At 71.4% G+C, this 13674-nt stretch carries 13 protein-coding genes; 6 read left to right on the top strand and 7 right to left on the bottom strand.

Annotated features, from left to right (window positions below):
- Window positions 1–7: 7 nt before the first annotated feature.
- On the bottom strand, window positions 8–961 hold the full coding sequence (locus tag QRT05_RS07135) for a site-specific tyrosine recombinase XerD (RefSeq protein ID WP_289446362.1): 954 nt from the start codon (window positions 959–961) through the stop codon (window positions 8–10).
- Window positions 962–971: 10 nt separating this feature from the next.
- Complete coding sequence (locus tag QRT05_RS07130) at window positions 972–1877, bottom strand: heme o synthase (protein WP_289447376.1); 906 nt, start codon at window positions 1875–1877, stop codon at window positions 972–974.
- Window positions 1878–2279: 402 nt separating this feature from the next.
- Here QRT05_RS07130 and tkt point away from each other — a divergent pair, with 402 nt between their 5' ends.
- The 6 genes from tkt to QRT05_RS07100 all read left to right on the top strand — a co-directional run bounded on the left by tkt (window position 2280) and on the right by QRT05_RS07100 (window position 9580).
- Window positions 2280–4448 carry a transketolase gene (gene tkt / locus QRT05_RS07125; RefSeq protein ID WP_289446360.1) on the top strand — a complete coding sequence of 723 codons (2169 nt, stop codon included), beginning with the start codon at window positions 2280–2282 and terminating at the stop codon, window positions 4446–4448.
- 90 nt (window positions 4449–4538) lie between these two features.
- Window positions 4539–5678 (top strand): transaldolase, encoded by a 1140-nt coding sequence (gene tal, locus QRT05_RS07120; RefSeq protein ID WP_289446358.1) that lies wholly within the window; start codon window positions 4539–4541, stop codon window positions 5676–5678.
- On the top strand, window positions 5675–7216 hold the full coding sequence (gene zwf, locus QRT05_RS07115) for a glucose-6-phosphate dehydrogenase (protein WP_289446355.1): 1542 nt from the start codon (window positions 5675–5677) through the stop codon (window positions 7214–7216). The genes tal and zwf overlap by 4 nt, the downstream gene beginning before the upstream one ends.
- Window positions 7213–8130 (top strand): glucose-6-phosphate dehydrogenase assembly protein OpcA, encoded by a 918-nt coding sequence (locus tag QRT05_RS07110; protein ID WP_289446354.1) that lies wholly within the window; start codon window positions 7213–7215, stop codon window positions 8128–8130. The genes zwf and QRT05_RS07110 overlap by 4 nt, the downstream gene beginning before the upstream one ends.
- Window positions 8127–8924, top strand: coding sequence for a 6-phosphogluconolactonase (pgl, locus tag QRT05_RS07105; protein ID WP_289446353.1), 798 nt, complete (start codon window positions 8127–8129; stop codon window positions 8922–8924). Before QRT05_RS07110 ends, pgl begins: the two co-directional genes overlap by 4 nt.
- On the top strand, window positions 8921–9580 hold the full coding sequence (locus QRT05_RS07100) for an O-methyltransferase (RefSeq protein ID WP_289446351.1): 660 nt from the start codon (window positions 8921–8923) through the stop codon (window positions 9578–9580). Before pgl ends, QRT05_RS07100 begins: the two co-directional genes overlap by 4 nt.
- A 66-nt stretch (window positions 9581–9646) precedes the next feature.
- Here QRT05_RS07100 and QRT05_RS07095 read toward each other — a convergent pair whose 3' ends face one another.
- The 5 genes from QRT05_RS07095 to gap all read right to left on the bottom strand — a co-directional run bounded on the left by QRT05_RS07095 (window position 9647) and on the right by gap (window position 13566).
- Window positions 9647–9994 (bottom strand): RNA polymerase-binding protein RbpA, encoded by a 348-nt coding sequence (locus QRT05_RS07095; RefSeq protein WP_289446349.1) that lies wholly within the window; start codon window positions 9992–9994, stop codon window positions 9647–9649.
- Window positions 9995–10003: 9 nt separating this feature from the next.
- Window positions 10004–10246: a preprotein translocase subunit SecG gene (gene secG, locus QRT05_RS07090; protein WP_289446347.1), complete on the bottom strand. Its 243-nt coding sequence runs from the start codon at window positions 10244–10246 to the stop codon at window positions 10004–10006.
- A gap of 201 nt (window positions 10247–10447) precedes the next feature.
- A complete protein-coding gene (tpiA, locus tag QRT05_RS07085) occupies window positions 10448–11242 on the bottom strand; it encodes a triose-phosphate isomerase (protein ID WP_289446346.1) in 795 nt (264 codons plus the stop codon).
- A 2-nt stretch (window positions 11243–11244) separates the two neighbouring features.
- Window positions 11245–12444, bottom strand: a complete 1200-nt coding sequence (locus tag QRT05_RS07080) for a phosphoglycerate kinase (RefSeq protein WP_289446345.1) — start codon at window positions 12442–12444, stop codon at window positions 11245–11247.
- 117 nt (window positions 12445–12561) lie between these two features.
- Window positions 12562–13566 (bottom strand): type I glyceraldehyde-3-phosphate dehydrogenase, encoded by a 1005-nt coding sequence (gene gap / locus QRT05_RS07075; RefSeq protein ID WP_289446344.1) that lies wholly within the window; start codon window positions 13564–13566, stop codon window positions 12562–12564.
- Window positions 13567–13674 lie beyond the last annotated feature (108 nt).

Raw genomic sequence — 13674 nt, 5'->3', positions numbered from 1 at the left:
GCCACCTTCAGAGGGCGCGCGGGTGCGACTGCGCATAGACCTCACGCAGGCTGTCGACGGTGACGAGCGTGTAGATCTGGGTGGTGGTCACCGACGCGTGCCCCAGCAGCTCCTGGACCACGCGGACGTCCGCCCCGCCGGCCAGCAGGTGCGTGGCGAACGAGTGCCGCAGCGTGTGCGGTGACACGCGGTCGGCGCCCTCGATCCCGGACCTCTCGGCAGCCGTCCGCAGCACGGCCCACGCGCTCTGGCGGCTCAGCACCGCGCCCCGCGTGTTGAGGAACAGGGCCGGCGTCCCGCGCCCACCGGCCGCCAGGGCGGGGCGGCCGCGCACCAGGTACGCCTCGACGGCCTCGCGCGCGAAGCCGCCCACCGGGACCACGCGCTCCTTGCTGCCCTTGCCGAACAGCCTCACCGAGGCGCGGTCCGGCGTGAGGTCGAGGTCGTCGACAGCCAGACCGACGGCCTCCGAGATCCGGGCGCCCGTGCCGTACACGAGCTCGAGCAGCGCACGGTCGCGCAGCGGGACCGGTCCGTCGCCCTGCCCCGCGGCGTCGAGGATGCGCCCGACGTCCTCGACGGAGATCGCCTTGGGCAGCCGCTTGGGCTGGGCGGGCGGGCGCACGGCGCGCGCCGCGTCGTCGGTGGTCGCACCGTCCAGGACGAGGAACCGGTGCCATCCCCGCACGGCGACCACCGCCCGGGCCGCGGAGGCCGCCGAGAGCGCGGCGCGGCCGTCCGAGCCGGTGCGGACGGCGACCACGAAGGCCTCGACGTCCTGCTCCCCCACCTGCTGCGCGGCGCCGACGCCGCGCTCGTGCAGGAACGCGACGTAGCGCTCGAGGTCGCGGCGGTAGGCCGACAGCGTGTGGGGTGACAGACCGCGCTCCACCGTGAGGTGGGCCAGGTACGCGTCGAGCGCCGGCCTCAGGGGGCCGTCGTCGGCCGACTGCACGGGCACGCCGCCGACGTCAGAGGGGCAGGAAGACGTCGACCGAGAGTGCGACAGACAGCAGCGTCAGGTACGTGATCGACGCGTGGAAGACGCTCATCGCGCGTAGCTTGCCGCGGCTGGGGTCCTCCGCGCGGCGGAGCAGCCCGATGCACGACCACAGGAACCACGCGCCCAGCCCGATCGAGACGACTCCGTACACCCACGTCATGCCCTGCACAGGCCAGATCAGCACCGAGCACAAGATCATCGCGAGCGTGTAGAGGATCATCTCCCGCGCGACCTTGGTGTCCTTCGCAACCACGGGCAGCATCGGCACGCCGGCCGCCGCGTAGTCGTTGCGGAACTTCATCGACAGCGGCCAGTAGTGCGGCGGGGTCCAGAAGAAGATGACGCCGAACAGCAGCACCGCGGTCCACGAGACCCCGCCCGTGACGGCCGACCAGCCGATGAGCACCGGCATGCAGCCCGCAGCACCACCCCAGACGATGTTCTGCGGCGTGCGGCGCTTGAGGATCATGGTGTAGCCGACGACGTAGATGAGGATCGCGGCCGCCGTGAGCCAGGCCGAGGCCGGGTTCACGAGCAGGTAGAGCCAGGCCAGCGAGCCGACACCGAGCGCGAGCCCGAACAGCAGCGCCGCGCGGGGGCTGACCTCGCCCGTGACGATCGGACGCCGCTTGGTGCGGTTCATGATCTTGTCGATGTCGCGGTCGAGGTAGCAGTTCAGCACGTTGGCCGACCCCGCCGCCGCGGCACCGCCGACGAGCGTGAGCAGCACCAGCCACCAGCCCGGCAGCCCGTCCGCCGCGAGGATCATGGTCGGCACCGTGGTGACGAGCAGCAGCTCGATCACGCGGGGCTTGGTGAGCGCGAAGTAGGGGCTCACGACCGCACGGACACCGCGCCTCTGCGAGGTCGCCACCGACGTCGGCGTGGCCGACGCTCCGGTGTCGTCGACAGGCAGGGGGCTGGTGAGGCGCACGCGCAGCTGATCCGTTCGTCGTCCGGCCGGTGACCCGGCGCAGGACAGAGGTGGGGGGAATGTCGCGCTGCCATGCTACGGCCTGCGCCCGCTCCCGGGCTCGCAGCCGGCCCGACTTCGGCCGGTTCGGGGGTGTGACATGAATCGCTCCGCCGCCGCTGCCGCCGCGGATGGTCACGCCCGGCGCACCTGGGCAGGTGCGCTATAGGCTCGACGGGCACGGTCCGACGACACCCGCGCAGCATGCTGCACAGGAGTGCCGGACCGGCCCGGCGCCCGTGCGGGCGCCCGATCACGTCCGACACGACACCCGACCATCGGTGCGGGTGGGAATGAGGTGCGGTGAACGCGAAGGCTCCCCTGGCGCAGACCGTCGGCTGGACTGACCTGGACGTGCGGGCGGTCGACACCGTCCGGATCCTGGCGGCGGATGCGGTGGAGAAGGTCGGCAACGGCCACCCCGGCACCGCCATCAGCCTGGCTCCTGTGGCCTACCTGCTCTACCAGAACGTGCTGCGCCACGACCCGAGCGACCCGCACTGGCTCGGGCGCGACCGGTTCGTGCTGTCCGCAGGGCACTCGTGCCTGACGCAGTACATCCAGCTCTACCTGGGCGGCTTCGGGCTCGAGCTCGAGGACCTGCAGGCGCTGCGCACCTGGGGCTCGAAGACCCCGGGGCATCCGGAGTACAAGCACACGTCCGGCGTCGAGATCACCACGGGACCGCTCGGTCAGGGCCTGGCCTCCGCGGTCGGCTTCGCGATGGCGCAGCGCCGCGAGCGTGCGCTGCTCGACCCGGAGGCGGCACCGGGCACCAGCCCGTTCGACCACTACACCTACGTGATCTGCTCGGACGGCGACCTCCAGGAGGGCGTCACGAGCGAAGCCTCGTCCGTCGCCGGCACGCAGGAGCTCGGCAACCTCATCGTGCTGTGGGACGACAACCACATCTCGATCGAGGGCGACACCGAGATCGCGTTCACGGAGGACGTGCTCGCTCGCTACGAGGCGTACGGCTGGCACGTGCAGTTCGTCGACTGGACCGCGGGCGGCGAGTACCGCGAGGACGTCGACGCCCTGTCCGCAGCGATCGAGGCGGCGAAGGCCGTCACGGACAAGCCGTCCTTCATCGGCATCCGCACGCTGATCGCGTGGCCGACGCCCACCAAGACCAACGAGCACTCCTCGCACGGGTCCAAGCTCGGCACCGAGGCCATCACGGGCCTGAAGGAGCTGCTCGGGTTCGACCCCGACAAGACGTTCGAGGTGGGCGCCGACGTGATCGCCCACACCCGCGCCCTCGCCTCCCGTGCGGCCGCGGACCGGGTCGAGTGGCAGAAGGGCTACGACGCCTGGCGCTCCGCCAACCCCGACAAGGCGGCGCTCCTCGACCGCCTCGTCGCGCACGAGCTCCCCGAGGGCTGGGAGCAGGCGCTGCCCGTGTTCCCCGCCGGCAAGGCGGTCGCGACGCGTGCGGCCTCCGGCGAGGTGCTCTCCGCGATCGCCGACGAGCTGCCGGAGCTGTGGGGCGGCTCGGCCGACCTCGCGGGATCGAACAACACGACGATGAAGGGCGCGACGTCCTTCATCCCCGCCAAGCGCTCGACGCACGAGTTCGCGGGCGACGAGAACGGCCGCACGCTGCACTTCGGCATCCGCGAGCACGGCATGGGCGCGATCCTGTCCGGCATCGTGCTGCACGGCCTGACCCGCCCCTACGGCGGGACGTTCCTGCAGTTCGCCGACTACATGCGCGGCTCGGTCCGCCTCGCTTCGCTCATGGGCGCGCCGGCCATCTACGTGTGGACGCACGACTCCATCGGCCTCGGCGAGGACGGCCCCACGCACCAGCCCGTCGAGCACCTGACCGCCCTGCGCGCGATCCCGGGCCTCACCGTGGTGCGGCCCGCCGACGCCAACGAGACCGCGCAGGCGTGGAAGGCCGTGCTCGAGCACCGCTCGGGCCCGGTCGGCCTGATCCTCACGCGGCAGAACGTGCCCACCTACCCCCGCGGCGAGGAGGGCTTCGCGTCCGCCGAAGGTGTGGCCCGCGGCGCCTACGTCCTCCTCGAGGCGAGCAGCGGCACGCCCGACGTCATCCTGATCGGCACGGGCTCCGAGGTGCAGCTGGCCGTCGACGCCCGCGAGACGCTCGAGGCCGCCGGGATCGCGACGCGCGTCGTCTCGGCGCCGTCGCTCGAGTGGTTCGCCGAGCAGGACGCCGCCTACCGCGAGTCGGTCCTCCCCTCCTCGGTGCGGGCGCGCGTCTCGGTCGAGGCCGGCATCGCCCTGTCCTGGCACAAGATCGTCGGGGATGCGGGTCGCACGGTCTCACTCGAGCACTTCGGTGCCTCGGCGGACTACGAGACGCTCTACCGCGAGTTCGGCATCACGGCAGAGGCCGTGGTCGCCGCCGCGCACGACTCGATCGCCGCGGCCGCCTCCGACGGCGCACCGTCCAGCGCCCAGGCCACGCCGACCGCGTCGGGGACGGGCGACCAGCAGGGCTGACTCACGCCGCACCGGTCCCGCCTGGACGGGCGGGGCCGGTGCGACCTTCGACCAGAGAACGCATGTTCAGCAGGAGAGAAGGGCAGCACCATGGCAACGAGCAGCAACCCCCTGGCACGGCTCGCCGACGCAGGAGTCGCCGTCTGGCTCGACGACCTGTCCCGCGAGCGGCTCCGCACGGGGAACCTGGCCGAGCTCGTCGAGCACGGCGTCGTCGGAGTGACGACCAACCCGAGCATCTTCGCCGCGGCCATCAGCAAGGGCGACGCCTACGACGAGCAGCTGCGGCAGCTGGCCGCGCAGGGCGCGACCGCCGAGGACGCCGTCTTCCGCATCACCACCGACGACGTGCGCGACGCCGCCGACGTGCTCCGGCCCGTGTACGACCGGACGGACACGCAGGACGGCCGCGTGTCGATCGAGGTCGACCCGCGGATGGCCCGCGACACGGCCGCCACCATCGAGTCGGCCAAGAAGCTGTGGGCGACGGTCGACCGGCCCAACGTCTTCATCAAGATCCCCGCGACCGTCGAGGGCCTGCCCGCCATCACGGCGGTGCTCGCCGAGGGCATCAGCGTCAACGTCACGCTGATCTTCTCCATCGAGCGGTACGGCGCCGTCCTGGACGCGTTCCAGGCCGGGCTGGAGCAGGCGCGGGCGAACGGCCACGACCTGGCGCCCATCGCGTCGGTCGCGTCGTTCTTCGTCTCGCGCGTCGACACGGCCATCGACCCGAAGCTCGACGAGATCGGCTCGCCCGAGGCGGCCGCGCTGCGCGGCACCGCGGCGATCGCGAACGCCCGGCTCGCGTACGGCCTGTTCCAGGAGGTGACCGCCGACGACCGCTGGAAGGCGCTCGCCGCCGCCGGCGCGCACCCGCAGCGGCCCCTGTGGGCCTCGACGGGCGTCAAGGACAAGGCGTACCCCGACACGCTCTACGTCGACGAGCTGGTGGTGCGGGGCACCGTCAACACGATGCCGGAGGCCACGCTCGACGCGGTCGCCGACCACGGCGGCGACGCGAGCGACACCGTCACGGGCACCAAGGACGAGGCGGAGCGCGTGATCGAGCGCCTGCGCGGCCTGGGCATCGACATCGACGACGTCACCCGCAAGCTGGAGGAGGAAGGCGTGAAGAAGTTCACCGACAGCTGGGAGCAGCTCCTGAAGCAGGTCGACGAGCAGCTGAGCGGCGCCGCCGACCAGGTGGCCGCATCGGACGCCCGGTGAGCCCCGCCAAGGTCTCCGAGGGCAACAACCCGCTGCGTGACCCGCGCGACCGTCGTCTGCCGCGCATCGCGGGTCCGTGCGGCCTGGTGATCTTCGGGGTGACGGGAGACCTCGCCCGCAAGAAGCTCATGCCCGCCGTGTACGACCTGACCAACCGCGGCCTGCTGCCCCCCGGCTTCGCGCTGACCGGGTTCGCCCGCCGCGACTGGGCCGACCAGGACTTCGCGCAGATCGTGCACGACGCGGTCAGGGAGCACGCACGCACCCCGTTCCGGGAGGCGACGTGGCGCCAGATGTCGGAGGGCATCCGCTTCGTCCAGGGCACCTTCGACGACGACGACGCGTTCGACCGCCTGCGTGACACCGTCGAGGAGCTCGACGTGAACCGCGGCACCGGCGGCAACCACGCGTTCTACCTGTCGATCCCGCCCAGCGCGTTCCCCGTGGTGTGCAAGCAGCTCGCGCGGTCCGGCCTCTCGCAGCCCGCCGAGGGCACGTGGCGTCGCGTGGTCATCGAGAAGCCGTTCGGCCACGACCTGGCCAGCGCGCGCGAGCTCCAGGACATCGTCTCGAGCGTCTTCAACCCGGACGACATCTTCCGGATCGACCACTACCTGGGCAAGGAGACGGTCCAGAACCTCCTGGCGCTGCGCTTCGCCAACCAGCTGTTCGAGCCCATCTGGAACTCGAACTACGTCGACCACGTGCAGATCACCATGGCCGAGGACATCGGCATCGGCGGCCGCGCCGGGTACTACGACGGCATCGGCGCCGCACGCGACGTCATCCAGAACCACCTGCTGCAGCTGCTCGCCCTGACCGCGATGGAGGAGCCGGTCTCCTTCGACGCCGACGGGCTGCGCGCCGAGAAGGTCAAGGTCCTCTCGGCCGTCCGGCTGCCGCGAGACATCGGCCGGCACACCGCGCGCGGGCAGTACGCTGCGGGCTGGCAGGGCGGCGAGAAGGTGGTCGGCTACCTCGAAGAGGAGGGGTTCAACCCCAACTCCACCACCGAGACGTTCGCCGCGATCCGCGTCGACATCGACACGCGGCGCTGGGCGGGCGTGCCGTTCTACCTGCGCACGGGCAAGCGTCTCGGGCGCCGCGTCACCGAGATCGCGGTCGTGTTCAAGAAGGCGCCGCACCTGCCGTTCGAGGCGACGGCCACCGAGGAGCTGGGCAAGAACGCGCTCGTCATCCGCGTGCAGCCGGACGAGGGCGTGACGCTGCGGTTCGGCGCCAAGGTCCCCGGGACGGCGATGGAGGTGCGGGACGTCACGATGGACTTCGGCTACGGCCACGCGTTCACCGAGTCGTCCCCCGAGGCGTACGAGCGCCTGATCCTCGACGTCCTGCTGGGCGACCCGCCGCTCTTCCCGCAGAGCGAGGAGGTCGAGCTGTCCTGGAAGGTGCTCGACCCGATCACCCAGTACTGGGCGTCCAAGGGCAAGCCGGACCAGTACCGCTCGGGGACCTGGGGCCCCGCTTCGGCCGACGAGATGATGGCGCGCGACGGGCGCACCTGGAGGCGACCTTGATCATCGACATGCCCGAGACGACCACCCGGGCCATCAACGGTCGCCTGCTCAAGGAGCGCGACGAGGGCGGTGCCATCGCCCTGGGCCGGGTGCTCACGCTCATCATCGACACGGCCGGCCACGACCCGGACGAGTCGATCGACGCGGCCAACGACGCGAGCCGCGAGCACCCGTGCCGCGTCATCGTGATCGCGAAGGACACCAAGCAGCGCTCGTCCAACCTCGACGCGCAGATCCGGCTCGGCGGCGACGCCGGGGCCAGCGAGGTCATCGTGCTGCGGCCCTCGGGCGCGCTCGACTCGCACCTGGACACGCTCGTGATGCCGCTCATGCTGCCCGACGCGCCCATCGTGACCTGGTGGCCCTACGAGTTCCCGGACAACCCGTCCGAGCACCCGCTGGGACGCATGGCGCAGCGGCGCATCACGGACACCTCGCAGGTCGCTCGACCGACCGCGGGCCTGCAGAGGCTGCGGGACGCCTACAAGGACGGGGACACCGACCTCGCCTGGGCCCGCGCGACGCTCTGGCGCGGCCTGATCGCCGCCACGTTGGACCAGCCTCCGTACGAGCCGGTGCGCAAGGCGGTCGTGGTGGGCGAGAGCAGGCACTCGTCGGTCGACCTCATGGCCGCGTGGCTCGCGTACTCGCTCAAGTGCCCGGTCGAGATCCAGCGTTTCAAGGACGCTCCCGCCATCACGCAGGTGCGCCTCGAGCGCGCCTCGGGCGACATCGTCCTGGACCGGCCGGACGGCAAGACCGCCGCCTTGCGCCAGCCCGACCAGCCCGAGCACCGCATCGCGCTGCCCATCCGCCAGCTGCGCGAGTGCCTCGCGGAGGAGTTGCGCCGCCTGGACGCCGACGACGTGTACGGCGAGGTGCTCGTCAAGGGCCTGGCCAAGGTGGGCGAGTGAGCGCGCGCGACGTCGTCGTCCACCCCGATGCGACGCTGCTGGCGGAGGCCACGGCGGCGCGTCTGCTCACCCATCTGGTGGACGTCCAGTCGCACCGCGCCCCCGTCCACCTGGTGCTCACGGGCGGGACGGTGGGCATCAAGACGCTCGCCGCCGTCGCGGCGAACCCGGTGCGCGACGCGGTCGACTGGTCCGGCGTGCACCTGTGGTGGGGCGACGAGCGCTTCCTGCCCGACGGTCACCCCGACCGCAACGAGACGCAGGCCCGGGACGCCCTGCTCGACGCACTCGGCGACGCGCTCCCGCCCGAGAACGTGCACGCCGTGCCCGCGCTCAGCGACTACGTCCCGACCCCCGAGGCGGCGGCCGACGAGTACGCGGTGGCACTCGCCGCCGCCACCGGGAACACCGGCCCGTCGCCCGCGTTCGACGTGCTGATGCTCGGGATGGGCCCCGACGGCCACGTCGCCTCGCTCTTCCCGGGCCACGAGGCCCTCGAGGCGGCCGGTCGCTCCACGACGGGGGTGCACGACTCCCCCAAGCCTCCCCCGCTGCGCGTCTCGCTCACGTTCGAGGCGATCCGCGGCGCGCGCGAGGTCTGGGTGGTCGCCGCCGGTGCCGAGAAGGCCGAGGCGGTCGCCTCGGCCCTGGCCTCCGCCCCGGTGGAGACGACGCCCGCCGCGGGCGCGGTGGGCATCGAGAGGACGCTCTGGCTCCTGGACGCCGCCGCCGCGGGGAACGCCGGCAGCGCCGGCAGCGCCGACAGTGCCGACAACGCCGACGGCTCCCGATGACGCTCTACGACGAGGTCGACGGCTACTTCGGCGCGCTCGTGCCCGAGGACGCTGGACTCCTCAGCACGCGCCACGCGGCCGTCGAGGCCGGGTTGCCGGACATCGCGGTCGCACCGAACCAAGGCAAGCTGCTCCATCTCCTCGCGCAGATCGCCGGTGCCCACCGGATCCTCGAGATCGGCACGCTGGGCGGCTACAGCACCCTGTGGCTCGCTCGCGCGCTGCCGCCGGAGGGCCGGCTCGTGACGCTCGAGATCGACCCTGCGCACGCCGCGGTGGCGCGCGACAGCCTCGAGCAGGCGGGCGTCGGCGACGTGGTCGAGGTCGTCGTCGGTCCCGCGGCCGACACGCTGGACCGGCTGATCGGCGACGGGACCGAGCCGTTCGACCTGGTGTTCATCGACGCCGACAAGGAGTCTCTCGCGCGGTACACGGAGCAGTCGCTCGCGCTGTCGCGCCCGGGGACGGTCATCGTCGTCGACAACGTGGTGCGCGCCGGCGGGGTCGTCGACGCCGACCACCCCGACGCCCGCGTGCAGGGCGTTCGGCGCATGGTCGACCTCCTCGTCGACCATCCGCGCCTCGACGCCACGGTCGTGCAGACGGTCGGGTCCAAGGGCCACGACGGGTTCGCCCTGCTGCGCGTCCTGCCCTGACCCCGCACGCACGAACGAGGGGCGGTCCCGTCATCGGGACCGCCCCTCGCGTCGTTCGTTGGTCGCTCAGCGGCCGCGGCGCGCCCGAAGCGACTCGAGGGCCTCGTCGAGGATCGCCTGGCCGTCCTCCTCCGAGCGGCGCTCCTTCACGTAGGCGAGGTGCGTCTTGTACGGCTCGTTGCGCGACGGCGACGGCGGGTTCGCCTGGTCCTGCCCCGCGGGATAGCCGCACCGCGGGCAGTCCCAGGTCGTGGGCGCCTCGTCGGCCGCCTCTTCCGCGAAGCTGGGTCGCGTCTCGTGGCCGTTGGCGCACCAGTACGAGATCCAGATGCGTGGGGCCGCGTCGCCCCGCTCGGCCTCGCCCATGGGGCCAGCACCGACGCGAGATCCCCTGATCGCACTCCCGCTCGCCATCGCCGGGCCTCAGACCGTGGTCTCGACGAGCCCGAGCAGGATGATGACCGCGCCCCAGGCCAGCGCGGTGCCGACCGTGATGCGGTTGAGGTTGCGCTCAGCGACGCCCGAGCTGCCGGCGCTGCTGGAGATGCCACCGCCGAACATGTCCGAGAGGCCGCCGCCCTTGCCCTTGTGCAGCAGGACGAGCGGGATGAGCAGCAGGCTGGTCAGCACCAGGAGCACCTGCAGCGAGATCTTCAAGGCGGTCACGGCGGGTCAGTTCCTCACTGGTGCGGGTGTCACCGGTCCGACGGGACGGCGACGTTTGCTTCGGCGTTGCAGGGCCCTGCATGTGGTGGAGCGGGTTCAGGGTAGGCGACGAGAGGGCAAAGAATCCACATCGTCCACCACCGGCGGGTCCGGCGCCCCCACTTCGGGTGACGCCGGACCGCGCCGGACGCTGCTCGTCGGTCAGAGACCCACGGCGTGCGACTGGTAGCGCGCGATCTTGGCGAACTCCTCGGGGTCGAGGCTCGCTCCGCCCACCAGCGCGCCGTCCACGTCCGGCTTCGCCATGATCGACGCGACGTTCGAGGACTTCACCGAGCCGCCGTACAGGACACGGACCGCGTCGGCGGTGTCCCGGTCGTACAGCTCGGCGAGCCGCCCGCGGATGGCCTCGGCCATCTCCTGCGCGTCCTCCGGGGTCGCGGTCTCGCCGGTGCCGATGGCCCAGACGGGCTCGTAGGCGACGACGATGGTCTTGGCCTGCTCGGCCGAGATGTCCTCGAGCGCGCCCTCCAGCTGGAGCAGCGTGTGCTGCACGTGCGCGGCCGCGCGGCGCGTGTCGATGTCCTCGCCGACGCACAGGATCGGGATCACGCCGGCGCCCAGCGCGGACTTGATCTTCGCGTTGACCAGCCTGTCCGACTCGTTGTGGTGCTCGCGGCGCTCGGAGTGACCGATCGCGACGTACGTGACGCCCAGCTTGGCCAGGAACACGGGCGAGATCTCACCCGTGTACGCGCCCGAGGTGAACGCCGACACGTCCTGCGCGCCGTAGACGATCTCGAGCTTGTCGGCGTCCACGAGGGTCTGCACGCTGCGCAGGTCCGTGAACGGCGGCAGCACCGCGACCTCGACGGCCGAGAAGTCGTGCTTCGCGTCCTTGAGCGTCCAGGCCAGCTTCTGCAGGGTCTGGATCGCCTGCTGGTGATCCAGGTTCATCTTCCAGTTGCCCGCCATCAGCGGGGTACGGGTGCTCACGTTCAGTCCTCCAGAACTGCGATGCCGGGCAGGGTCTTGCCCTCGAGGAACTCCAGGCTGGCGCCGCCGCCGGTGGAGATGTGGCCGAACTTGGCCTCGTCGAAACCGAGGATGCGCACGGCTGCTGCCGAGTCGCCCCCGCCGACGATGGTGAAGCCACCGTTCGCGCCGGCGTCGATGAGCGCCTGCGCGACGGCCTTGGTCCCGCCCGCGAACGCGTCGAACTCGAAGACGCCGGCGGGGCCGTTCCAGACGACGGTCTTGGCGTCGGTGATCTTGCTCGCGAAGAGCTGCGCCGACTCGGGGCCGATGTCGAGGCCGATCTTGCCGTCGGGGATCGCGTCCGCGGCCACCACGGAGGCGGGCGAGTCGGCCTTGAACTCGTCGGCGACCGTGATGTCGACCGGCAGCACGATCTCGACGCCGGCCTCCTCCGCCTGCGCGAGGTAGCCCTTGACCGTCTCGATCTGGTCGGCCTCGAGCAGCGAGTTGCCGACCGAGTACCCCTTGGCGGCCAGGAACGTGAACAGCATGCCGCCGCCGATGACGAGGCGGTCGGCCTTCGTCAGCAGGTTGGCGATGACACCCAGCTTGTCGGACACCTTGGAGCCACCCAGCACCACGACGTACGGCCGCTCGGGGTTCTCGGTCGCCTTCTTCAGCGACTCGACCTCGTTGAGCACCAGCTTGCCGACCGCGTGGGGCAGCACGAGCGCGGCGTCGTAGACCGACGCCTGCTTGCGGTGCACGACACCGAACCCGTCCGAGACGAAGACGTCCGCGAGCTCGGCGAGGTCCGCCGCGAGCGACGCGCGCTCCGCGTCGTCCTTGCTCGTCTCGCGCGGGTCGAACCGGATGTTCTCGAGCAGGGCGATCTGGCCGTCCTGCAGCGCGGCGACGGTGGCCTTGGCGGACTCGCCGACGGTGTCCTTCGCGAGCGCGACGTCCTGGCCCAGCAGCTCGCCCAGGCGCGCGGCGACGGGCGCGAGCGAGTACTTGTCCTCGGGCGCGCCCTTCGGACGGCCGAGGTGGGCGGTCACGACGACGCGGGCGCCGGCGGCGAGCAGAGCCTGCAGCGTCGGCAGCGCCGCACGGACGCGGCCGTCGTCGGTGATGGTGGTGCCGTCCAGCGGCACGTTGAAGTCGGAGCGGACGAGCACGCGCTTGCCGCGCAGGTCGCCGAGGTCCTCGATGGTCTTCATGGTCTCCTACCGGTGTTCTCGAGCTGACGAAGAGGGCTCACACGACAGCGTCCGCGTGCGCCGGGGCCGGTGGCCGGGGCGCACGCGGACGCATATCCGTGCTTGATCAGGCGAAGGTCAGAGACGGTCGCCCACGTACTTGGTCAGCGCGACGAGGCTGTTCGAGTAGCCCCACTCGTTGTCGTACCAGGCGATGATCTTGACGAGGTCGCCGCTCACCTTGGTGAGCTTGGAGTCGAAGATGCTCTGGTGCGGGTTGGTGACGATGTCGCTCGACACGATCTCGTCCTCGACGTACTCGAGGATGCCCTTGAGCGGGCCCTCCGAGGCGGCCTTGACCGCGGCGTTGACCTCCTCGACCGTGACCTCGCGCGAGGCGGTGAAGGTCAGGTCGGTGGCCGAACCGGTGATCGTCGGCACGCGCAGCGCGAAGCCGTCGAGCTTGCCCTTGAGCTCCGGGAGCACGAGCGCGACGGCCTTGGCGGCGCCGGTCGAGGTCGGGACGATGTTCTGCGCGGCGGCGCGGGCGCGGCGGAGGTCCTTGTGGGGGCCGTCCTGCAGGTTCTGGTCGCCCGTGTACGCGTGGATCGTCGTCATCAGGCCCTTCTCGATGCCGATGGCGTCGTTGAGGGCCTTGGCGACGGGGGCCAGGCAGTTCGTGGTGCAGGACGCGTTCGAGATGATGTGCTGCGTCGCTGCGTCGTACTGCTCGTGGTTCACGCCGACGACGAACGTGCCGTCCTCGTTCTTGGCGGGAGCCGAGATGATGACCTTCTTGGCGCCGGCTTCGATGTGCGCCTTGGCCTTGGTGGCGTCGGTGAAGAAGCCGGTCGACTCGATGACGATGTCAGCGCCCAGCTCGGCCCAGGGCAGGTCGGCCGGGTTGCGCTCCTCGAGGGCACGGATCTTCTTGCCGTCGACGATGATGTTCTCGTCGTCGAAGCTCACGCTCAGCGGGAAACGGCCCAGGACCGTGTCGTACTTGAGCAGGTGCGCCAGCGTCTTGTTGTCCGTCAGGTCGTTGACCCCGACGATCTCGATGTCAGCGCCCGAGGCCACGATGGCACGGTAGAAGTTGCGCCCGATGCGGCCGAAGCCGTTGATGCCGACCTTGATGGTCACTTGCCCTCCTCGGCAGCGCCGACGAGGTCGGCGCACACAATGGTTGGTGGGAACTCGCACGCCGGTGTGCGTCCCGATCGAGCGACCCTGCACCCGCACCGGGGCATG

It is taken from the genome of Cellulomonas edaphi, assembly GCF_030362815.1.
In the GTDB taxonomy this organism is placed as follows: domain Bacteria; phylum Actinomycetota; class Actinomycetes; order Actinomycetales; family Cellulomonadaceae; genus Cellulomonas; species Cellulomonas edaphi.
This window is presented reverse-complemented; position numbering and strand designations above follow the sequence as displayed.

Excerpts from the sequence above, each read along its gene's own strand:
- tal (WP_289446358.1), top strand. The coding sequence starts at position 4,539 with ATGGCAACGAGCAGCAACCCCCTGGCACGGCTCGCCGACGCAGGAGTC.
- QRT05_RS07100 (WP_289446351.1), top strand. The coding sequence starts at position 8,921 with ATGACGCTCTACGACGAGGTCGACGGCTACTTCGGCGCGCTCGTGCCC.
- QRT05_RS07095 (WP_289446349.1), bottom strand. The coding sequence starts at position 9,994 with ATGGCGAGCGGGAGTGCGATCAGGGGATCTCGCGTCGGTGCTGGCCCC.
- QRT05_RS07080 (WP_289446345.1), bottom strand. The coding sequence starts at position 12,444 with ATGAAGACCATCGAGGACCTCGGCGACCTGCGCGGCAAGCGCGTGCTC.